This is a genomic window from Mycolicibacterium parafortuitum (assembly GCF_002086815.1).
Classification (GTDB): Bacteria; Actinomycetota; Actinomycetes; order Mycobacteriales; family Mycobacteriaceae; genus Mycobacterium; species Mycobacterium parafortuitum.
In genome coordinates this window covers 1-21,021 of sequence record NZ_MVID01000044.1, presented here as the reverse complement: position 1 = coordinate 21,021, position 21,021 = coordinate 1, and the positions used below count along the sequence as shown (strand labels likewise).

General features: G+C 69.1%; 17 protein-coding genes and 1 pseudogene. 11 read left to right on the top strand and 7 right to left on the bottom strand.

All coding sequences use genetic code 11. The features are described 5' to 3' along the window. The 3 genes and pseudogenes from BST38_RS29515 to BST38_RS27980 all read right to left on the bottom strand — a co-directional run. Positions 1-877, bottom strand: a pseudogene (locus tag BST38_RS29515) (MSCRAMM family adhesin SdrC); the annotation flags it as partial. Positions 878-1,171: 294 nt separating this feature from the next. Beyond that, a complete protein-coding gene (locus tag BST38_RS27985; RefSeq protein ID WP_083146797.1) occupies positions 1,172-2,284 on the bottom strand; it encodes a C40 family peptidase in 1,113 nt (370 codons plus the stop codon). Continuing rightward, positions 2,284-2,592 (bottom strand): ESX-1 secretion-associated protein, encoded by a 309-nt coding sequence (locus tag BST38_RS27980; protein WP_083146796.1) that lies wholly within the window; start codon positions 2,590-2,592, stop codon positions 2,284-2,286. The genes BST38_RS27985 and BST38_RS27980 overlap by 1 nt, the downstream gene beginning before the upstream one ends. A gap of 51 nt (positions 2,593-2,643) precedes the next feature. On the opposite strand from BST38_RS27980, the gene upp reads away from it, so the two are divergent. Beyond that, positions 2,644-3,267, top strand: a complete 624-nt coding sequence (gene upp / locus BST38_RS27975) for a uracil phosphoribosyltransferase (protein WP_083146795.1) — start codon at positions 2,644-2,646, stop codon at positions 3,265-3,267. A gap of 2 nt (positions 3,268-3,269) precedes the next feature. On the opposite strand, the gene BST38_RS27970 is transcribed toward upp, so the two are convergent. Beyond that, on the bottom strand, positions 3,270-4,871 hold the full coding sequence (locus tag BST38_RS27970) for a phospho-sugar mutase (RefSeq protein WP_083146799.1): 1,602 nt from the start codon (positions 4,869-4,871) through the stop codon (positions 3,270-3,272). A gap of 132 nt (positions 4,872-5,003) precedes the next feature. Then, entirely contained in the window at positions 5,004-5,444 is a 441-nt protein-coding gene (locus BST38_RS27965) for a MarR family winged helix-turn-helix transcriptional regulator (protein WP_083146794.1), read from the bottom strand. A 90-nt stretch (positions 5,445-5,534) separates the two neighbouring features. On the opposite strand from BST38_RS27965, the gene BST38_RS27960 reads away from it, so the two are divergent. Continuing rightward, positions 5,535-6,659 carry an AbrB family protein gene (locus BST38_RS27960; RefSeq protein WP_083146793.1) on the top strand — a complete coding sequence of 375 codons (1,125 nt, stop codon included), beginning with the start codon at positions 5,535-5,537 and terminating at the stop codon, positions 6,657-6,659. On the opposite strand, the gene BST38_RS27955 is transcribed toward BST38_RS27960, so the two are convergent. Continuing rightward, positions 6,605-7,399 (bottom strand): purine-nucleoside phosphorylase, encoded by a 795-nt coding sequence (locus tag BST38_RS27955; RefSeq protein ID WP_083146792.1) that lies wholly within the window; start codon positions 7,397-7,399, stop codon positions 6,605-6,607. The two genes, BST38_RS27960 and BST38_RS27955, sit on opposite strands and share 55 nt — an antisense overlap. A gap of 45 nt (positions 7,400-7,444) precedes the next feature. Between BST38_RS27955 and BST38_RS27950 the strand changes: the two genes are divergently transcribed. The 4 genes from BST38_RS27950 to BST38_RS27935 all read left to right on the top strand — a co-directional run bounded on the left by BST38_RS27950 (position 7,445) and on the right by BST38_RS27935 (position 14,034). Further along, a complete protein-coding gene (locus BST38_RS27950) occupies positions 7,445-8,623 on the top strand; it encodes a M20 family metallopeptidase (protein WP_083146791.1) in 1,179 nt (392 codons plus the stop codon). Then, a complete protein-coding gene (locus BST38_RS27945) occupies positions 8,620-9,795 on the top strand; it encodes a M20 family metallopeptidase (RefSeq protein ID WP_083146798.1) in 1,176 nt (391 codons plus the stop codon). Before BST38_RS27950 ends, BST38_RS27945 begins: the two co-directional genes overlap by 4 nt. 337 nt (positions 9,796-10,132) lie before the next feature. Then, a complete protein-coding gene (locus BST38_RS27940; protein ID WP_083146790.1) occupies positions 10,133-13,021 on the top strand; it encodes an MMPL/RND family transporter in 2,889 nt (962 codons plus the stop codon). 125 nt (positions 13,022-13,146) lie between these two features. Beyond that, positions 13,147-14,034 carry a type IV toxin-antitoxin system AbiEi family antitoxin domain-containing protein gene (locus tag BST38_RS27935; RefSeq protein ID WP_083146789.1) on the top strand — a complete coding sequence of 296 codons (888 nt, stop codon included), beginning with the start codon at positions 13,147-13,149 and terminating at the stop codon, positions 14,032-14,034. A gap of 84 nt (positions 14,035-14,118) precedes the next feature. Here BST38_RS27935 and BST38_RS27930 read toward each other — a convergent pair whose 3' ends face one another. Beyond that, entirely contained in the window at positions 14,119-14,598 is a 480-nt protein-coding gene (locus BST38_RS27930; RefSeq protein WP_083146788.1) for a gamma-glutamylcyclotransferase family protein, read from the bottom strand. 71 nt (positions 14,599-14,669) lie between these two features. On the opposite strand from BST38_RS27930, the gene BST38_RS27925 reads away from it, so the two are divergent. From BST38_RS27925 to BST38_RS27905, 5 genes are all read left to right on the top strand, one after another. Continuing rightward, positions 14,670-16,085, top strand: a complete 1,416-nt coding sequence (locus tag BST38_RS27925) for an NAD(P)H-quinone dehydrogenase (protein WP_083146787.1) — start codon at positions 14,670-14,672, stop codon at positions 16,083-16,085. A 172-nt stretch (positions 16,086-16,257) separates the two neighbouring features. After that, positions 16,258-18,003 carry a glycerol-3-phosphate dehydrogenase/oxidase gene (locus tag BST38_RS27920; protein ID WP_083146786.1) on the top strand — a complete coding sequence of 582 codons (1,746 nt, stop codon included), beginning with the start codon at positions 16,258-16,260 and terminating at the stop codon, positions 18,001-18,003. Next, positions 18,000-18,851: a pseudouridine synthase gene (locus BST38_RS27915; protein WP_083146785.1), complete on the top strand. Its 852-nt coding sequence runs from the start codon at positions 18,000-18,002 to the stop codon at positions 18,849-18,851. Before BST38_RS27920 ends, BST38_RS27915 begins: the two co-directional genes overlap by 4 nt. A 375-nt stretch (positions 18,852-19,226) precedes the next feature. Further along, entirely contained in the window at positions 19,227-20,138 is a 912-nt protein-coding gene (locus tag BST38_RS27910) for an MOSC domain-containing protein (RefSeq protein WP_165761673.1), read from the top strand. 9 nt (positions 20,139-20,147) lie between these two features. Beyond that, entirely contained in the window at positions 20,148-20,918 is a 771-nt protein-coding gene (locus tag BST38_RS27905; RefSeq protein ID WP_083146783.1) for an SDR family NAD(P)-dependent oxidoreductase, read from the top strand. The last annotated feature ends 103 nt before the right edge of the window (positions 20,919-21,021 follow it).

Below are 21,021 nucleotides of genomic sequence, written 5' to 3'. Positions count from 1 at the left end.
CGGTGTAGTTGGCTCCGCCTGAGCCGGGGTAGTTCCAGGAGTTGTTGGGGTCGGTGCCGGCGAGGTATTCCTGGTCGTCGGTGTAGCCGTCGCCGTCGGTGTCGTTGGCGCCGGAACCGGGGTAGTTGCCGGAGTTCCAGGGGTCGGTGCCGTTGGCGTATTCGTCGGCGTCGGTGTGGCCGTCGCCGTCGCTGTCGGTGTAGTCGAGTGCCCCTGGGTAGCTTGATGCGTCGTTTGGGCTTGTGCCGGCGGCGTTTTCGTCGGCGTCGGTGTAGCCGTCGCCGTCGGAGTCGATGTTGGCGGAGCCGGGGTAGTCGGAGGAGTCGTTGGGGTTGGTGCCGGCGATGCTCTCGTCGCCGTCGGTGTAGCCGTCGCCGTCGGAGTCGCCGTAGTACCAGTCGGCTGAGCCGGGGTAGTTGCCGGAGTTCCAGGGGTCGGTGCCGGCGGCGTTCTCGTCGTCGTCGCTGAACCCGTCACCATCGGAGTCCCCCGCGCCCGAACCTGGGAAGTTCGACGGGTCACCGGGATCGCTGCCCGCCGCGGCCTCATCGCTGTCGGGGTACCCGTCGCCGTCGGTGTCCTGATCCGGAGTCTCGACGCCGGAATCGTCGGGCGGGTCGTCACCCGGCGCGTCGCCGTCTTCGTTGAGCTCGTCGTCGAGGTCGTCGGTGTTGGTTTCCTCGGGCTCCGGATCCTCCTCATCCTGAGGCGGAGCGGAGTCGATGGGGTCGCTGTCCTGGCCGTCCGTTCCGTCGTCGTCGGGAGACTCGGTGGTGTAGCTCATCAGCGCCACATGCGGAGCCGCCGGCTCCACCGTCATCGTCGCCCAGGTGAGGCCCAGCCCCACAAGGCCGGCCGCAGCCCACGCAGTGCTCACAGCGAGGGATGCGGCCGATCTCCACGGATGCGATTCATCGTCGGGTCCGATCACGCACTTCTGAAGTGGCATTTCTTGCCCCCGACCGCGTGCAGGCCCAATCGTGCAATTACCTGCGGAATTTATCGCACCGCGAACGCGCAGTCCAGCATTTTCACGAATTAGAGAGTCGCTCTGAATGTGCGCAAAAGTAGTGTGCGCGAACGGAAATTGAACCTGGCAGTTGGCTGTGAGCGAGGTGCTCTGATGCCTTTCACAAGGCAACAATTCCTACTGTGTTCTGGCACCGTCTTCTCACGCCGTGGGTCGCCAAAAGCCCTGAAAACCCTGCCCGGCATTGACCGTCCGGATCGGCGACAATTTGACCGGATCGCCGGCTTCTACCATCAGTCCGTCGCCCACGACCATCGCTACGTGTCCGTCCCACACCGCGAGGTCTCCGGGCAACACCGCGTTCCCGGCCACCGAGGCGCCGACATCCTGTTCCTGCGCGAGCCGTGGAAGGCCCAGTCCCGCTTCCTGATACGCCCATTGCGTCAGACCGCTGCAGTCCAACCCGACCCCCGGTGTCGTCCCGCCCCACTGGTACGGGACGCCCAGCTGGGTCAGTGCGTGCCGGACGGCGTCGGCGGCGACCGGATTGGGCGCGGTCACCACGGTGCCGTCCGGGAGTCGCACGGCGACACCCTCGCCGAACTCCGCCGCATCCGCGACCTCCGTGCCGTCCGGACGGGTGAACGCAGCCATCTCGCCGACGGCGCCGGTATCCCCGAAGCCACCCAAGCCGGCGGGCATCCCGGCACCGCCGAGGCCGGCGCCCGGCGCCGCCCCACCCGGCCCATAGCCCGCCGCAGACGCCGGCACCGAGGACGCCGGCACCGTCGTCGCCGGCGCCGCCCCCGGTGACGTGGCGTCGACGACCCGAGCCTGCCTGTCCAACTCACCCTGCAGTTCCTCGACGACCCTGATCGCGTCGGCCAAGGCGTTCCTGGCCGCGGTCAGCAGTTCGCGAGCGACCCCCGGGGAATCGAGGTGCGGCTCCAATGCGGTTGCCTTCGCCTCGAACTCGTCGACGATCGCCTGCAGCCGCTGATGTGCCCTCGCCACCGCGGCGGCGGCGTCCTCGGCGGCCACCCCGAGCGTGCTCGCCCGCTGCGCAGCATCGCCGATCGCCCGCGAGGTGCTCGCGGCGAAGTCCGCGGCCGCGTCGGCGCCCGCGCCCGCCCAGCCCGCCTCCACCGTCCGCCACGCCTGCCCCGACGAGCCCGCGATGTCGTCCAGCATTTGGCGCACCCCGCGCAGCGCCGATGCCGGATCGGCGGACGGGTCGCCCGAGAACCCGGGCCCGACCAATGTCTGCAGCCTGCGGATCGGCGCCGCCAGCGCCTCGACCGTCGCCCCCGGCATCAGCGCCCACCGGGGAGTCGCGCCGCCACGGAGACGTCGGCCGCGTCGTAGTCCCGAGCTGAGGATGCCGCCGCAGCCGTGCCCGCCATGAGCACGCCGCGCAACCGGGCGAGGCCCGATGCCTCCGCCGCCGTCGCGCGGGCCAGCGATGCCAGGAACGACGCCCCCACCGGACCGAACGTCTGCACCGAGCCGCTGCCGGCTGCACGCAACCGCACGGAGACCGCGTCGAGAGCGGATGCGTGCAGCTCGCAGGCATCGCCGTAGCCATGGACCAGATCGGTGTCGACCGACAGGCGCGCGTACATATCGTTATGACGTCGCGAACCGCGCGACGGTTCCCACTAAGGTCGACAGTCATGGATGTGCGCGTTGTGGATCACCCGCTGGCCGCGGCACGGTTGACGACCCTGCGTGACGAGCGCACCGAGAACTCCGGGTTCCGCGCCGCGCTGCGGGACCTGACGATGATGCTCGTCTACGAGGCCACCCGCGAGCTCGCGATCGACACCATCCCCGTGCGCACCCCGCTGTGCGAGACCGCCGGGACCAAGCTTTCCACCCCGCCGCTGCTGGTCCCCGTGCTGCGGGCAGGTCTGGGCATGGTCGACCAGGCACATGCGCTGATCCCGGAAGCCCGGGTCGGCTTCGTGGGGGTGGCCCGCAACGAGGAGACCCACCAGCCGACCCCATACCTGGAGTCACTACCCGACGATCTGAGTCGTCAACCGGTCATCGTGCTCGACCCGATGCTGGCCACCGGCGGCTCGATGGCGCACACGCTGGAGCTGCTCTACGCGCGCGACGCGGTCGATGTCACGGCGATCTGCGTGGTGGTCGCCCCGGAGGGGCTCAGGACGCTGGAGAAGGTCGCCCCCGAACTGCGGCTGTACACCGCGGCGATCGACTCCGGCCTCAACGACATCGCTTATATCGTCCCCGGCCTCGGCGACGCCGGCGATCGCCAGTTCGGCCCGCGCTGACCTCAGGCCCAGTCGCGCACCGCGGCGGCCACCGCGTCCTGGACTCGGGCGGCCCGGTCGCGGGCCGGCGCCAGATCACCGGGGCAGCGGATCTCGATGTAGCACTTCAGTTTCGGCTCGGTTCCCGACGGCCGGATCACCACCCGCACCGTGGTGGTGTCGTCGCCGCCGGAGAACACCAACGCATCCGTGCGCGGCGCCAGATCCTCGACGGTCACCGCGAACCCGGCGACCTCCCGCGGCGGGGTCTTGCGCAACCGCTCCATCAACTGCGCGGCCTCGCGCGGTGAACCGACCCTCCGGGTGACGGCGGTGGTGCTGTGCACACCGTGCCGGCGTGCCAGTTCGTCGAGGGCGTCGAGCACCGTCACACCGCGGTTACCAAGCGCCACAACCAGATCCGCGGCCAGCACCGCCGCGCTGATGCCGTCCTTGTCCCGAACCGCGTCAGGATCCACGCAGTGCCCGATCGCTTCCTCGTACGCGTACACCAATGTGGCGTCGAGGCCGTCGTCGGCGCGGGCCAGCCACTTGAAGCCGGTCAAGGTTTCGACGTGCCGGGCCCCGTGCTCGGCGGCGATCGCGGCCAACATGCGCGAGGACACCACGGTGCTCGCGACCACGGCGTCTCTGCAGTCGCGCCCCGACAGCAGATAATCGCCGAGCAGCCAGCCTGTTTCGTCGCCGGACAACATCCGCCAGCCATCCGGGGTCGGCACCCCGATGGCGCAGCGGTCGGCGTCGGGATCCAGCGCGATCGCGAGTGCGGCGCCGACCTCGGCGGCCAGCGCCGTCAACCGATCCGATGCGCCGGACTCCTCCGGGTTCGGGAACGCGACGGTCGGGAAGTCCGGGTCCGGGGCGAACTGCGATTCGACGACATGCACGTCGTCGAATCCGGCCAGCGCCAAGGCGTCCAGGGCGAACTCGCCGCCCACTCCGTGCATCGGGGTCAACGCGATCCGGGCCGTTCCGGCGCCTCGGCGCACCGTCGCGGCGCGTTCGACATAGGCGCGCAACACCTCGGCTCCCGACGGTTCGACGGGCACGCGCGCAATCTCGTCGGCCGGCGGCGCCGAGGCGATCACCCGCTCGATGTCACGGTCGGTGGGTGAGGCGATCTGCAGACCGCCCGCAAAGTACACCTTGTAGCCGTTGTCCTGCGGCGGATTGTGCGACGCCGTGATCTGCACCCCGGCCACGGCACCCGTGTTACGCACCGCGAACGCCACTGCGGGCGTCGGCACCGCACAGGGCATCAGCATCACCGAAAAGCCCTGCGCGGCAAAGACTTCAGCGGCAGCACGGCCGAACTCCGCCGAGCGGTGTCGCGCGTCGTAGCCGACCACCACCGGTGATCCGGCCAGTGACCGGTCGGCGAGCACCCGGGCCACCGCCCACGTCGCCCGCATCACCACCGCCAGGTTCATTCCGTTCGGTCCTGCCCGCAGTGGCCCGCGCAGGCCGGCGGTGCCGAACGTCAACGGCTGCGCGAACCGGTCGGCGAGCTCGTCGTCGTCGCATCCGGCCAGTTCGGCGGCCGACGCCGGATCCGGATCGTGGGACAGCCACTCCTGCACTGCGGTTGACCACGGCGACCTCATCCCGTCATTGTGCCCGGCCAGGGTGCGCGCGGCGGTGACCGAGTGCACGGTTGTTGTCCGAAATCCGCCGGAAACCGATCACAATGCGTGCACTCAGCGCGGCGGCACTCAGCGCGGCGGTGGCGCCCACCGTTACCGCGGTTCGGATTCGGCGAGCTTACGCAGGATCGGCGCCACCAGCATCAGCAGGTCGCACTCCAACTCGGACAGGTTGTCGCGCATGGTCTGGTGCAGCCAGGTGTCGCGCTCGGCCCGGTCGGCGGCCAGCAGCGCCGCCCCGTCATCGGTGGTCTCGACGAGCTGTCTGCGCCGGTCCGCCTCGTCGGGGCGGCGCGCGATCAGGTCTCGGCTCTCCAGTTCGTTGAGTGAATCGGTCAGCGACTGCACGCGCACATGCATGCGCGTCGCGAGCTCGGCCGGGGTCGTCACCCCGGCGCGGTTGATCTCTCCGAGCAGTTGCATCTGGCTCAGCGTGAGCCCGTTGTCGGGGCGGTGCCGCCGCAGCTGCCGCGCCACCGCCATCAGCGACTCCCGCAGCTCAGTGGCCGCGCCTGGAGTCGGCTCACCCTCCATTACCAAGTCCAAACTTGGTATTGACTGCGCCTCATGGAACATTTCTCCTCGTTGAGATCTTGAATTGCCAAGAGCATACTTGGCATCAAGATGAATTGGCGGCTGATACTGAACTGGACGACCCTGCTCGCGGCGACGGTCGCGGTCACCGTCCCGCTGACGCTGATCGGCGTGCCGTCGGCGGCGCTGTTCGCCGCACTCGTGGTGGGCATCGCGTGGGCGCTGATCGCCGCCGGGCCGCGCGGGGTCCCGCGCAAGCTCGGGGTGACCGCGCAGGGAGTGCTCGGCGTCTACATCGGCACCATGGTGCAGCAGGACGCGGTGGCCACCCTCCGAGGTGACTGGGGCATCGTCCTCGCGGTCGCCGTCGCGACCCTGGGTCTCAGCATCGTGGCCGGTGCGCTGCTCGGTCTGCGCCGGGACGTGACCCCGCTGACCGGGTCGCTGGCGCTCGTCGCCGGGGGCGCCTCCGGGCTGGTCGCGATCGCCCGGGAACTTGGCGGCGACGACCGCGTGGTGGCCGTCGTGCAGTACCTGCGGGTGGGGCTGGTGACGGCTTCGATGCCTGTGGTGGTGACGCTGATCTACCACGCCGACCGGTCCCAGGCGGCACCGCAGGTGACCGAAAATCATTCGTTGCCATGGTATTTCAGCATCCCGCTGATGATGGCCCTGATCGTGGTCGGCTCGATCGGCGGAAGGCTGATCCGGCTGCCCGGCGCGGGACTGCTGGGTCCGCTCGCGCTGACCGTGGTGCTGGAGCTCAGCGGGCTGTCGTTCGGGCTGTCGGTGCCGCTGCTGCTGGTGCAGGCCGGTTACATGCTGATCGGGTGGCAGGCCGGTCTGGCGTTCACCCGCGAATCGCTGCGCAGTGTCGGGCGTCTGCTGCCCGCCGCGGTCGCGCTGATCGTCGTGATCGGGGTCGCGACGGCGGGGCTGGGCATCCTGCTGTCCCGGGTCACCGGGCTGACGCTGCTGGAGGGTTATCTGGCCACCAGCCCCGGCGGGGTTTACGCGGTACTGGCCACCGCCGCCGAAACCGGGTCCAACGTCACCTTCATCATCGCCGCGCAGGTGGTGCGGATCCTGCTGATGCTCTTCGCCGCACCGTTGCTGGCCCGCGCCGTGGTGTGGGCCGGTCGCCGGTTCGGTCGGCGAGATCAGAGCCCGGCGATCACCGCGGACAGCAGCGAACCCATCCGCGTCGCGGATTGACGGCCGGCCTCCAGGACTTCCTCGTGGTTCAACGGTTGCCCCGTCATGCCGGCGGCAAGGTTGGTCACCAGCGACACCCCGAGCACCTGCGCGCCGCATGCGCGGGCCGCGATGGTCTCGTGCACCGTCGACATCCCGACCAGGTCGGCGCCCAGCGTCCGCAGCATCCGGATTTCGGCGGGCGTCTCGTAGTGCGGGCCCGGCAACCCGGCGTAGACGCCTTCGGGCAGCGACGGATCGATGCTGCGGGCCAGGTCGCGCAGCCGCGGCGAGTACGCATCGACCAGGTCGACGAACTGGGCTCCCACCAGCGGCGATCGTCCGGTCAGGTTGAGGTGGTCGCTGATCAGCACCGGCTGCCCGACGGTGAACTCCGGACGCAATCCGCCCGCGGCGTTGGTCAGCACCACCGTGTGCACGCCGGCCGCGCACGCCGTGCGCACCGGATGCACGACGTGGCGCAGATCGTGACCCTCATAGGCATGAATTCGCCCCAGCAGCACCAGAACCCGATGCGCACCGACCCGCACCGACAGCACCTGCCCGCCGTGGCCCTGCGCGCTGGGCGGGGTGAACCCAGGAAGCTCGGCCATCGGGACCGATGCCGTCGGGTCGCCGAGTCGCGCGGCAGCCGGCGCCCAGCCGGAGCCGAGGACCACGGCGACGTCGTGGGAGTCGACGCCGGTGCGCCGGGCCAGCGCGTCCGCGGCCTGTCGGGCGTGCGCTGCCGGATCGTCCACAGGCGGCAGCTTAGTGCGGGTTTGCACAGTGGGATACTTGCCTGCATGCCCAGCCCAGCCGCGTCGAGATCCGTCGAGGACGCGGTGACCCGTCGGCGCGGTGATCTGCTCGAGCTGTCCCATTCCATCCACGCCGAACCCGAATTGGCGTTCGACGAACACCGCAGCCGGGCCAAGACCCAGGCCCTGGTCGCCGAGCGCGGATTCGAGATCTCCGAGGTCGCAGGCCTGGACACCGCGTTCCGGGCCGTGTTCGGCAGCGGCGAGCTGGTCATCGGGGTGTGCGCCGAATATGACGCGCTGCCCGGGATCGGGCACGCGTGCGGCCACAACATCATCGCCGCGTCCGCGGTCGGCACCGCGCTCGCGCTGGCCGAGGTCGCCGATTCGCTGGGGCTGACCGTCGTGCTGCTCGGGACGCCGGCCGAGGAACTCGGCGGCGGCAAGGCCCTGATGCTCGACGCGGGCGCGTTCGACGACATCGCCGCGGCGGTGATGCTGCACCCCGGGCCGATCGACATCGCGGCCGCACGGTCGCTGGCGCTGTCGGAGGCGACGATCACCTACACCGGCCGCGAATCGCACGCCGCGGTCGCACCGCACCTCGGGGTCAACGCCGCCGACGCCGTCACCGTGACCCAGGTCGCGATCGGGCTGCTGCGTCAGCAACTCGCGCCGGGGCAGATGGTGCACGGCATCGTCACCGACGGGGGGCAGGCCTCCAACGTGATCCCGGCGCACGCCGAACTGCGCTACACGATGCGTGCGACGAACTCGGAGTCGTTGCGGGAGTTGGAAACCCGGATGGCTGGCTGTTTCGCCGCCGGTGCGGTCGGGACCGGCTGCGAGCACGTCGTCACCGAGACCGCCCCTGCCTACGCCGAACTGACGCCGGACCCGTGGCTGTCCGAGACGGTCCGCGCCGAGATGGTGCGGCTGGGCCGAACACCGGTGCCGCCCGAGCTGGAGGCGTCCTTCCCGCTGGGGAGCACCGACATGGGCAACGTGACGCAGCTGATGCCGGGTATCCACCCGGTCGTCGGTATCGACGCGGGCGGCGCGTCGATCCATCAGCCACAGTTCACGGCCGCGGCGGTCAACGCCAGCGCGGACACCGCGGTGATCGAAGGAGCGACGATGCTGGCGCGCACGGTGGTGGCGCTGGCGGAGTCGGATGTCGAAAGGGGCAGGGTGCTGGAGCTGTGGCAGAGGCGGGCGTCATGAGCGTGTTGAAGCACGCCGCCGCCCGCTGGCTGAGCGACCACTACGACGACCTCGTCGGGTGGCGCCGACACATCCACCGGCACCCGGAGCTGGGACGGCAGGAGTTCACGACGACGCAGTTCGTCGCGTCGGTGCTGGCCGACGCCGGCCTTAACCCGAAGGTGCTGCCCGGCGGGACGGGCCTGACGTGCGATTTCGGACCTGATGACGCCCCGCGGGTGGCGTTGCGCGCCGACATGGACGCGCTGCCGATGGCCGAGCGCACCGGCCTGCCGTTCTCGTCGGAGGTAGCCGGCGTCGCGCACGCGTGTGGCCACGACGCGCATACCTCGGTGCTGCTCGGCGCGGCGATGGCGCTGGCCTCGGCCCCCGAACTGCCCGTCGGGGTACGGCTGCTGTTCCAGGCCGCCGAGGAGTTGATGCCCGGTGGTGCGCTCGACGCGATCGCGGCCGGCGCGCTCAACGGGGTGTCGCGGATCTTCGCGCTGCACTGCGACCCGCACCTGGCGGTCGGGCAGGTCGCGACCAAAGCGGGGCCGATCACGTCGGCGGCCGACCACATCGAGGTCACGTTGCATTCGCCCGGCGGGCACACCTCGCGCCCGCACCTGACCGGGGACCTCGTCTACGGGATGGGCACGCTGATCACCGGGGTGCCCGGGATCCTGTCGCGGCGCATCGACCCCCGCAACAGCACGGTGATGGTGTGGGGCTCGGTGCATGCCGGCATCGCGGCCAACGCGATCCCGCAGACCGGCACGATGTCCGGCACCATCCGCACGGCCAGCCGCGAGACCTGGTTGACCTTGGAGGACATCGTCACCGACGCCGTCTCCTCGCTTCTCGCGCCGCTGGGCGTGGAGCACGTGGTGCAGTATCGCCGCGGCGTGCCGCCGGTGGTCAACGAGGAGGTCTCCACCCGCATTCTGACCCACGCGATCGAGGCGATCGGGCCGGGCGTGCTCGCCGACACCCATCAGTCCGGCGGCGGCGAGGACTTCTCCTGGTATCTCGAAGAGGTTCCGGGCGCCATGGCCCGGCTCGGGGTGTGGAGCGGGCAGGGCCCGCAGCTCGACCTGCATCAGCCGACGTTCGATCTCGACGAGCGCGCGCTCGGCGTCGGGGTGCGCCTGATGGTGAACCTGGTCGAGCAGAGCGCGGCCGTTCAGTAGGGGACGTTCGCTTGCCCCGCGAGCGCGCGCGTCTGCGCACCGACACGCCGCGTAATCTGGCAGCGGCCGCGCGTTCGTCGGCCGATGAGGTGTGCCTCACGTCACGTCGGCGCCCAATCGCGGGGCGCACCACACGAGGTTCGCAAGGGTTGGCCACACACCCACCGGTGGGATAGGTTAGCTCTACTAATCGCATTCTTCGGGTCGCAATACGGCCGTGCCGTAACGATTTCGTGTGAGCGCTGTGGAGGAGTCGTAGGTGGACGGGCGTCGATGAGCCGCTTGCGCGAAGAGCATGAGTCCCGATGAGCCGCTTGCGCGAAGAGCATGAGTCCCGATGAGCCGCTTGCGCGAAGACGGACCCGCGAAGCCGCATTTTTATGGCATCGCCAAATTAATTCGGCGGGCGTCGGTTCCGATCATCCTGATCTGGGTGGCCATCGCCGCATTCCTGAATGTCTCGGTGCCGCAGCTCGAAGAGGTCGGCAAGCTGCGCTCGGTCTCGATGAGCCCGGACGAAGCGCCCGCCGTCATCTCGATGGAGCACATCGGCAAGGTCTTCGAGGAATACGAGTCCAACAGCTCGGTGATGATCGTCCTCGAAGGACAGGACACGCTCGGCGACGACGCGCGCGCCTACTACGCGGATCTGATCGAAAGTCTCGAAGCCGACACCAGGCACGTCGAACACGTCCAGGACCTCTGGAGCGATCCGCTGACCGCAGCCGGCGCCCAGAGCGCGGACGGCAAGGCCACCTACTTCCAGGTCTACCTCGCGGGTAACCAGGGTGAGGCGCTGGCCAACGAGTCGGTGCGCGCCGTACAGGACCTGGTCAACGCGAGCGAACCGCCAGACGGCGTCGCGGCGTACGTCACCGGGGCCTCGGCACTGGCGGCCGAACAGGAGGACGCCGGGCACTCCAGCATGCGGTTCGTCGAGGCGCTGACGTTCCTGGTCATCACGATCATGCTGGTGCTGTTCTTCCGGTCGATCGTCACGACGCTGCTGATCCTGGTGATGGTCGGGCTGAGCCTGATGACCGTGCGCGGCGCGGTCGCGTTCCTCGGCTTCCACGACATCATCGGGCTGTCCACCTTCGCGACCAGCCTGCTGGTCACCCTCGCGATCGCGATCGCGGTGGACTACGCGATCTTCCTCGTCGGCCGCTACCAGGAGGCCAGGGGCACCGGCGCCACCACCGAAGAGGCCTACTACACGATGTTCGGCGGCACCGCGCACGTCATCGTCGGGTCGGGCCTGACGATCGCCGGGGCCACGTTCTGTTTGAGCTTCACCCGACTGCCGTACTTCCAGAGCCTCGGGGTGCCGTTGGCGCTGGGCATGCTGGTGTTGATCGCGGTGGCGATGACGTTCGGTCCGGGCCTGGTCACCGTCGCCAGCAAGTTCGGTCTGCTGGATCCCAAACGGGCCATGCGCGTGCGGGGTTGGCGCAAGGTCGGCGCGGTCACGGTGCGCTGGCCCGCTGCCGTCCTGGTGGCCAGCGTCGCGGTGTCACTGATCGGGCTCCTGGCCCTGCCCGGCTACCAGACCAGCTACAACGACCGGAACTACCTGCCCGACGACATCCAGTCCAACGTCGGTTACGCCGCGGCCGAACGGCATTTCTCGCCGGCGCGGCTCAACCCCGAGGTGTTGATGGTCGAGAGCGACCACGACCTGCGCAACTCCGCCGACTTCATCGTGATCGAGAAGATCGCCAAGGCGCTGTTCGCGGTCGAGGGCATCGGGCGGGTGCAGACCATCACCCGTCCCGACGGTAAGCCGATCAAGAGCACGTCGATCCCGTACATCATGAGCCGGCAGAGCACCACGTCGCAGCTCAACGAGAAGTACATGCTCGACCGCATGGACGATATGAAGGCCCAGGCCGAGGAACTGCAGACCACCATCAACGTGATGGAGCGGATGCACAGCCTGATGGGTCAGATGTCGGAGATCACCAACAGCATGGTCGCCAAGACGAAGATCATGGCGGCCGACATCACCGACCTGCGGGATCACATCGCCGATCTCGAGGACTTCATCCGCCCGATCCGCAACTACTTCCACTGGGAACCGCACTGCTACAACATCCCGGTGTGCTCGTCGATGCGCTCGCTGTTCGAACTGATCGACGGCACGAACCTGCTCACCGAGAACACCCAGGAGCTGGTTCCGGACCTCGAGCGCATGGCCGCGATCATGCCGGAGCTCGTCAAGCTGATGCCGTCGCAGATCGAGACCATGAAGTCGCAGCGCGACATGATGCTGACGCAGATGCAGACCAACAAGGGTCAGCTCGACGCCGCGGCCGAGATGCAGGTCGACTCCGGGGCGATGGGCGATGCGTTCAACGACGCGTGGAACGCCGACACGTTCTATCTGCCCCCGGAAGCGTTCAACAACGCCGACTTCCAAAGCGGCATCGAGCAGTTCATCTCGCCGAACGGCAAGGCGGTGCGCTTCATCGTCGCCCACGAGGGCGACCCGCTGTCGCCGGCGGGTGTGGACAAGATCGACAAGCTCAAAACCGCGGCCAAAGAGGCGATCAAGGGCACGCCGCTGGAAGGGTCGACGATCTACCTCGGCGGCACCGCGGCCACGTTCAAGGACATGGCCGACGGCACCCGCTACGACCTGCTGATCGCCGGAATCGCCGCTGTCGGACTGATTTTCATCATCATGCTGATCCTGACGCGCGCGATCATCGCCGCGGCGGTGATCGTCGGCACGGTGGTGCTGTCCCTGGGCGCGTCGTTCGGGTTGTCGGTGCTGGTGTGGCAGCACATCGTCGGCATCGAGCTGCACTGGATGGTGTTACCGATGGCGGTGATCATCCTGTTGGCGGTCGGGGCGGACTACAACCTGCTGGTGGTGTCGCGCCTGAAGGAAGAGGTGCACGCCGGCCTGCACACCGGCCTGATCCGCACCATGGGCGGCAGCGGTTCGGTGGTGACGGCGGCGGGCATGGTCTTCGCGCTGACGATGATGACGATGGCGGTCAGCGATCTGACGATCATCGGTCAGGTCGGCACCACCATCGGCATGGGCCTGATCTTCGACACGTTGGTGATCAGGTCGTTCATGACACCGTCGATCGCGGCGCTGCTGGGCCGCTGGTTCTGGTGGCCGCAGCGGGTCCGTACCCGCCCGGTCCCGTCCCCGTGGCCCGCTCCGGTCGCACCGGCTGCGGTCGCACCGCGAGCGCGCGCGTCTGAACAGTGACACGCCGACCCGGGCGGCACTGAGCGCGCGCTCGGCGCGAGCGAGTCATCCCCAAATCCGCACCCATCCCCAGTACGGCGATGAGGTCTGTTCCGGCACACCGGTGACGTCACAGCATCGGCGTCATGAACGACGAACTACTGGCACTCATCGACGCCCAGCACGGCGTCGCGACCAGCGGCCAGATCCTCGCCCACCTGCCGCGGCGCCGCTTCGAGAAGCTCATCAACAACGGTGTGCTGGAACGTATCTGGCAGGGCATCTACTGCCTCGGTGAGCCGGACGACGATTTGAGGTTGCGCGGCCTGGACCTCACCACCGGCACGCGGGTCGCGGTGTGTCTCGGGACGGCGGCCGCGATGCACGGCTTCGACACCGAGCAGCCACGGGACCTACACGTGCTCAACCCGCCCGGATGCGCGCTGCGAGACGCCGACGGCCTCGTGGTGCACCGCCGTGAAGGCGCGCCGCTGGTGGTCGTCGACGGGCGACGGGTCACCTCGCCGGCGTGGACGGCGGTCGAGGTGGCCCGCAGCCTGCGCCGCCCCCGCGCGCTGGCCACGCTCGACGCCGCCCTGCGTAGCGGCACCTGCACCCGTGCCGACCTGTGGCGGGCCGCACTGGAACAGAAGGGCCGCCGCGGCATCGTCGTGGTGCGCAACCTGCTACCGGTCGCCGATGAGCGCGCCGAGTCGCCCGGCGAGAGCGTTGCGCGGCTGGCCATGCTCGACGGCGCCCTGCCCGCACCGCAACTGCAGTACGAGGTCGTCGACGGCAACGGGGAACTGCGGCGCGCCGATTTCTGCTGGCCGGACGCGGGCGTGGTCGCGGAATACGACGGGCTCGACTGGCACTCCGACCCAGACGCGTTACGCCGCGACCGGCAGCGTCAGTTGGCGCTGATGGCCGTCGGGCTGACGGTGATCCCGATCGTCGCCGACGACCTCAAGGACGGCGGCCGCGCGATCGTGGCGCGGATCGGCGAGCAGTTGGCGCGCGCTCGGGCGGCGTGAAGGCGCGCGCCGTGCCAGTGGAGGCGGCGCGTCGGCGAGCAGACGCGCGCGCTCGGCGGGCCAACGCGACCGACCGGAACGCCGCTACGTCGAGGAGCCCGGACCCACGTTGCCGGCCGGACGGGTGCGCAGATCGTGCACATATTCCGCTGGCGCACCGGCGATCTCGGCGGCGTCGGCCATCACCCCGAGATAGCGCGCCGACGGGATTCCGCCCTCCCACGCGTCGAGCACATACAGCCACGCCAGCACCGGCTCGGTGTCGGTGTCCGACGACGTGCGCTCCACCCGGCAGCGGATCTTCTTGTGGAAGCCGAGCTCGGAGCCCTCCCAGCGGTCGAGGTTCTCCTCATCCTCTTTGGTGACGTCGTAGAGCACGACGAACACCTTCGAGGTCGGGTCCTCGACGATGGTGGCCAGTGCGCCCTCCCACGTGATGTCCGCGCCGCCGAACGTCAGCCGCCACCCGTGCAACCAGCCCGTCCCGGCCATCGGGGAATGCGGAGCGCGCTGCAGCATCTGCTCCGGATGCATATTCGATCCGTAGGCGGCGTAGATCGGCACGCGAGAAGCTTAAACGCATCGTGTTGAGACGGCTGCCAACCGCCGTCGCGCCGGTGCCCTAGGTTGGAGTCGTGGTAACGCGCATCGTGATCATCGGGGGAGGACCGGCGGGCTACGAAGCGGCACTGGTGGCGGCCGCGAGGGGACGCGACGTCGCACAGGTCACCGTCGTCGACGACGACGGGCTGGGCGGAGCGTGCGTGCTCTATGACTGCGTGCCGTCGAAGACGCTGATCGCCTCCACCGGGGTGCGCACGGAACTGCGCCGAGCCGGCGGCATGGGCTTCGACATCGACATCGATGACGCGAAGATCTCGCTGCCGCAGATCAACAACCGCGCCAAGACGCTGGCCGCATCGCAGTCGGCCGACATCGGCAGCCAGCTGCTGCACCAGGGTGTCACGATCATCGGCGGACGCGGCGAACTCGTCGACGACATCGCCGGTATGGCCAGCCACCGGGTCAAGGTGACCACCCACGACGGCAAGGTCGGCGTGCTCAAGGCCGACGTGGTGCTGATCGCCACCGGCGCGAGTCCGCGGGTGCTGCGCAATGCGGTGCCCGACGGCGAACGCATCCTGACCTGGCGGCAGCTCTACGAGCTCAACGAACTGCCGACGCACCTGATCATCGTCGGGTCGGGCGTGACGGGTGCGGAGTTCTGCAACGCCTACACCGAACTCGGCGTCACGGTCACCGTCGTCGCGAGCCGCGACCAGATCCTGCCGCACGAGGACTCCGACGCCGCAGCGGTGCTCGAGGAAGTCTTCAACGAACGCGGCGTCACGCTGGTCAAGAATGCCCGCGCGGAGTCGGTGACCCGCACCGGCGACGGCGTCACCGTCAAGATCGCCGACGGGCGCGTCGTCGAGGGCAGCCACGCGCTGATGACCGTCGGCTCGGTGCCCAACACCGCGGGCCTCGGGCTGGAGCGGGTGGGTATCGAGCTCGGCCCGGGCGGCTACATCCCCGTCGACCGCGTGTCCCGCACCCCCGCCGCGGGCATCTACGCCGCCGGGGACTGCACCGGTCTGCTGCCGCTGGCTTCGGTCGCGGCGATGCAGGGCCGCATCGCGATGTATCACGCGCTCGGCGAAGGAGTGTCGCCGATCCGGTTGCGCACCGTCGCGTCGGCGACGTTCACCCGGCCCGAGATCGCCGCGGTCGGGATCCCGCAGACCGCCATCGACGACGGCAGCGTCCCGGCGCGGACCCTGATGCTGCCGCTGAACACCAACGCCCGCGCGAAGATGTCGCTGCTACGGCACGGTTTCGTGAAGATCTTCTGCCGTCCCGCCACCGGCGTCGTGATCGGCGGCGTGGTGGTCGCGCCGATCGCGTCCGAGCTGATCCTGCCGATCGCGCTGGCGGTGCAGAACCGCATCTCGGTGACCGATCTGGCGCAGACGCTGTCGGTGTACCCGTCGCTGTCGGGCTCGATCGTGGAGGCCGCGCGGCGCCTGATGGCGCACGACGACCTGGATTGATCCGGACTCCCGGGGGTATGAGGCTCGCGGCTCGTTCCTCGCCGCTTGATCGTCGTCCGGCTGGGCATGTGGCCGGACTCCTCAACGCGGCTCGTTCCTCGCCGCTTGATCGTCGTCCGGCTAACCTGGGACGGGACCACCCGTACTGACAAGTAACCAAGGAGTCGGCCACGTGAGTGACCCGATCTTCGCGCCGGGCAACGGGCAGACGTTCCTGGGCCCCGACGAGCGTGTCCGCGCGTGGCAGCGACTCGGCAGCGAGCAATTCGATGTGATCGTCATCGGCGGCGGCATCGTCGGCGCGGGCGCCGCCCTGGACGCCGCCACCCGCGGCCTGAAGGTGGCGCTGGTCGAGGCCCGCGATTTCGCCTCGGGCACCTCCAGTCGCAGCAGCAAGATGTTCCACGGCGGGCTGCGCTACCTCGAGCAGCTCGAGTTCGGTCTGGTGCGCGAGGCCCTGCACGAGCGGGAGCTGTCCCTGACGACGCTGGCGCCGCACCTGGTCAAACCGTTGCCGTTCCTGTTCCCGCTGACCAACCGGTGGTGGGAGCGGCCCTACATCGCCGCGGGCATCTTCCTCTACGACCAGCTCGGTGGCGCCAAATCCGTTCCGCCGCAAAAGCATCTGACCCGCGCCGGTGCGCTGCGATTGTCACCCGGCCTCAAACGCAGCTCGCTGATCGGCGGAATCCGTTACTACGACACCGTCGTCGACGACGCCCGTCACACCATGACCGTCGCGCGCACCGCCGCGCACTACGGCGCGGCCGTGCGCACCTCGTCCCAGGTCGTCGCGCTGCTGCGCGAAGGTGACCGTGTCACCGGTGTGCAGGTGCGCGACTCCGAGGACGGCCAGGTCACCGAGGTGCACGGCCACGTCGTCGTCAACGCGACCGGCGTGTGGACCGACGAGATCCAGGCACTGTCCAAGGAACGCGGTCGTTTTCGGGTGCGCGCGTCCAAGGGCGTGCACATCGTGGTGCCCCGAGACCGCATCGTCAGCGAGGTCGCGATCATCCTGCGCACCGAGAAGTCGGTGCTGTTCGTCATCCCGTGGGGCACCCACTGGATCATCGGTACCACCGACACCGACTGGAATCTCGATCTCGCGCACCCGGCCGCGACGAAAGCCGACATCGACTACATCCTCGGCCACGTCAACAAAGTGCTGGCCACACCGCTGACCCACGACGACATCGACGGGGTCTACGCCGGCCTGCGCCCGCTGCTGGCGGGGGAGAGCGAAGAGACGTCGAAACTGTCCCGCGAGCACGCTGTCGCGGTGCCGTCCCCGGGCCTGGTGGCCATCGCCGGCGGCAAGTACACCACCTACCGGGTGATGGCCGAGGACGCGATCGACGCCGCCGCCGAGTTCATCCCGACGCGCGTGGCCCCGTCGATCACCGAGAAGGTCCCGTTGATGGGCGCCGACGGCTACTTCGCGCTGATCAACCAAACCGGAAGTGTCGGAGCGCATTACGGATTGCACCCGTACCGGGTGCGGCACCTGCTCGACCGTTACGGCTCGCTGATCGGGGAGGTGCTCAAGCTCGCCGAGGACAACCCCGAGCTGCTGAACCCGATTACCGAGGCCCCGGTCTACCTGAAGGTCGAAGCCGCCTACGCCGCGGCGGCCGAAGGTGCGCTGCACCTGGAGGACATCCTGGCGCGGCGTATGCGGATCTCCATCGAATACCCGCACCGAGGGGTCGACTGCGCCCGCGAGGTCGCCGAAGTCGTTGCGCCCATTCTGGGTTGGAGCGCCGACGACGTCGACCGCGAGGTGTCGACCTATCTGGCCCGCGTGGAGGCGGAGGTGCTGTCGCAGACCCAGCCCGACGACGAGTCCGCCGATGCGTTGCGCGCCGCCGCGCCGGAGGCGCGCGCCGAGATCCTCGAGCCGGTACCGCTGAATTGAGACCGCCCCCGTTGCCCGTTCGTGACGGCCTCGGCCCCGCGCGGGTTCGGGTGCACGGCGGACTTCTCGTCGACGAGTTCGAACGCCGTTGGGGTACCGGTGCCAAAGTTGTTGCCGGGGAGGTGTTCTGCGCCGACGGATCCGTCGCCGACGCGCAGACCGTGCTGCCTGCCGGCGCCGTCGTCTACCTGTATCGCGAACTGCCCGAAGAGGTTCCCGTCCCGTTCGACATCCCGGTCCTGTACCGCGACGACGACATCGTCGTCGCCGACAAGCCGCACTTTCTGGCGACGATGCCCCGCGGACGCCACGTCGCGCAGACAGCGCTGGTGCGTCTGCGCCGGGAATTGGGCCTTCCGGAGCTGAGCCCGGCGCACCGGCTGGACCGGCTCACCGCCGGGGTGTTGCTGTTCACCGTCCGCCGCGAGGTGCGCGGCGCGTATCAGACGATGTTCGCCCGCGGTGAGGTCGCCAAGACCTACCTGGCGCACTCGTCGGCGCCGAGCGCGCACGAGTTCCCCCTCACGGTCCGCAGCCGCATCGTCAAACACCGGGGCAGCCTGCAGGCCGTCGAGGAGCCGGGCGAGCCGAATGCCGAAACGGTCGTCGAGGACCTGGGGGGCGGCGACTACCGGCTCCGGCCGCGCACCGGTCGCACGCATCAGCTTCGGCTGCACATGGCGACGCTGGGATTGCCCATCACCGGCGATCCGCTCTATCCGGACATCGTCGACGTCGCGCCGGCGGACTTCTCCACGCCGCTGCGGCTGCTCGCACACACGCTGGAGTTCACAGACCCGCTGACGGGCCGGGTCCGGCGGTTCAGTACCGGGCGCAAATTGTGCTGACACGAGTGTGCGCTCAGATCGCGATTCCCCTCGATGATTTCTCATCGCGATCTGAGCGCACAGCGGAAGCGCGTCGTGCGGCGTCACCGTCTCCGCTGTCTGCGCAGCTCCGGCGCCGCACAACCGCGAGGTTACTTTACCAAGCCGGAGTTCGCTGAGTTATTCACCCCTGACGTCAATCAGTGCTCTGACGTGGCATGTAGCTGGCAAGTCAGATGTATGGGATATTTGCGCGTGACGGCTACGAACTTTGTCCGTAAAACGAAATGCCCCGAACCGCCCACATGCTGTACAGATGACTTGCCGAGCCATGGCGCGCAATGGGTCCCAGCAAATAACGTTGACGCCGGCAGCCGAGGTGTCCAGGATCGTTCGATGGCCGGGATTCAGGTGGATCGCCTCTGGCGCTACCCCGTCAAGTCCATGCAGGGCGAAGAAGTAGACGAGGTCGTGCTGGGGCCGTCCGGAGTGGTCGCCGACCGGGGTTACGGCTTCTTCGACATCGACTCGCAGCGCCTGGTCAGCGCCAAACATCCGAAGCGCTTCGGCGCCCTGCTCGGCTGCTCGGCGCGGTACCTGCACGACCCTGCCCCGGGTGCGCCGACCCCGCCGATCGAGGTGACCTTCCCAGACGGTTCGGTCGTCTCCGATGACGACGACGAGTTGGCCCGCCGGGTCGGCGCGCTGCTCGGGCGCGAGGTCCGGCTGATCACCACGGTCGAGGACGGTCTCTGCATCGACGAGGTCGTCCCCGAGGTGGACGGCGATCCCGCGGCCGCCGAGCAGGTCCTGCAGGTCCCCATCGGGCTGGCCGCGCCCGGCTCGCTGGTCGACCTGGCCGCCCTGCACATCCTCACCACCAGCACGTTGGCGCGCCTCGCGGAGGCCGACCCGCAGGTGCAGTGGGATTCCCGCCGGATGCGGCCCAACATCCTCCTCGACGCCGACGCCCTGGCCGACGAGGACGACTGGTTCGGCTGCGACCTGCACCTGGGTGCCGAGGCGGTGATCCACGTGGTGGGCCCGACGGCGCGGTGTGTGATGACGACGGTGGCCCAGCCGGGGCTGGCGCGGGACCCGCGGGTGCTCAAGGCGATCGCCGCGATCGGGCTTCGCCAGATCGGCGTCCTCGGGCAGTTCGCCTGTGCCGGTTCGTACGCCGAGGTCGTCACCCCTGGCGTGGTCCGGTGCGGGGACGCGGTCTCGGTTGAGCGCGTCGAGCCACGCGAGACCGCACTGGCTGCCACAATCGCGATGATGTCGGGGGCGACCGCTCCCGCAGACTGAAGGAGTTCGATGGACCGCGCGGCCTTTGACCGGTTGTTCGACATGACCGGCCGGACGGTGATCGTCACCGGCGGAACCCGGGGGATCGGTCTGGCGCTGGCGGAGGGCTATGTGCTCGCCGGTGCCAACGTCGTGGTGGCCAGCCGAAAAGCCGACGCGTGTGAACAGGCGGCCCAGCATCTTCGGGGCTTGGGCGGGCAGGCCCTCGGCGTGCCGACACACCTGGGCGAGGTCGACGGCCTCGGCGCGCTCGTCGAACGCACCGTCGCCGAGTTCGGCGGCATCGACGTGCTGGTCAACAACGCCGCCAACCCGCTCGCGCAGCCGTTCGGGACGATGACCGTCGACGCGCTGACCAAATCCTTCGAGGTGAACCTGCAGGGCCCGGTGATGCTGACCCAGGAGGCGTTGCCGCATCTGAAGGCCAGTGACCACGCCGCGGTGCTGAACATGGTGTCGGTCGGCGCGTTCATCTTCGCGCCGATGCTGTCCATCTACGCGTCGATGAAGGCCGCGATGATGTCGTTCACCCGCTCGATGGCCGCCGAGTTCGTCCACCACGGCATCCGCGTCAACGCACTGGCCCCCGGACCGGTGGACACCGACATGATGCGCAAGAACCCGAAGGAGGCCATCGACGGAATGGTCGCCGGCACCCTGATGGGCCGATTGGCCTCGCCCGACGAGATGGTCGGCGCCGCACTGCTGCTGACCTCCGATGCGGGCAGCTACATCACCGGTCAGGTCCTCATCGCCGACGGAGGCGGAACCCCGCGCTAGCGCCTTCCCCTCCCGCGGCGAAATTGCATTCCGGCAGGCCCGCACTCGCTTGGATTCAAGCGGTGGCTGCAACGAATGTGGACGGGTCTGACAGTAGTCGGTC

Bases quoted from the DNA above. Each gene is read 5' to 3' on its own strand.
- BST38_RS27985 (WP_083146797.1), bottom strand. From the start codon at position 2,284: ATGCCGGGGGCGACGGTCGAGGCGCTGGCGGCGCCGATCCGCAGGCTG.
- BST38_RS27980 (WP_083146796.1), bottom strand. From the start codon at position 2,592: ATGTACGCGCGCCTGTCGGTCGACACCGATCTGGTCCATGGCTACGGC.
- upp (WP_083146795.1), top strand. From the start codon at position 2,644: ATGGATGTGCGCGTTGTGGATCACCCGCTGGCCGCGGCACGGTTGACG.
- BST38_RS27970 (WP_083146799.1), bottom strand. From the start codon at position 4,871: ATGAGGTCGCCGTGGTCAACCGCAGTGCAGGAGTGGCTGTCCCACGAT.
- BST38_RS27965 (WP_083146794.1), bottom strand. From the start codon at position 5,444: ATGGAGGGTGAGCCGACTCCAGGCGCGGCCACTGAGCTGCGGGAGTCG.
- BST38_RS27960 (WP_083146793.1), top strand. From the start codon at position 5,535: ATGAATTGGCGGCTGATACTGAACTGGACGACCCTGCTCGCGGCGACG.
- BST38_RS27950 (WP_083146791.1), top strand. From the start codon at position 7,445: ATGCCCAGCCCAGCCGCGTCGAGATCCGTCGAGGACGCGGTGACCCGT.
- BST38_RS27945 (WP_083146798.1), top strand. From the start codon at position 8,620: ATGAGCGTGTTGAAGCACGCCGCCGCCCGCTGGCTGAGCGACCACTAC.
- BST38_RS27940 (WP_083146790.1), top strand. From the start codon at position 10,133: ATGAGCCGCTTGCGCGAAGACGGACCCGCGAAGCCGCATTTTTATGGC.
- BST38_RS27935 (WP_083146789.1), top strand. From the start codon at position 13,147: ATGAACGACGAACTACTGGCACTCATCGACGCCCAGCACGGCGTCGCG.
- BST38_RS27910 (WP_165761673.1), top strand. From the start codon at position 19,227: ATGGCCGGGATTCAGGTGGATCGCCTCTGGCGCTACCCCGTCAAGTCC.
- BST38_RS27905 (WP_083146783.1), top strand. From the start codon at position 20,148: ATGGACCGCGCGGCCTTTGACCGGTTGTTCGACATGACCGGCCGGACG.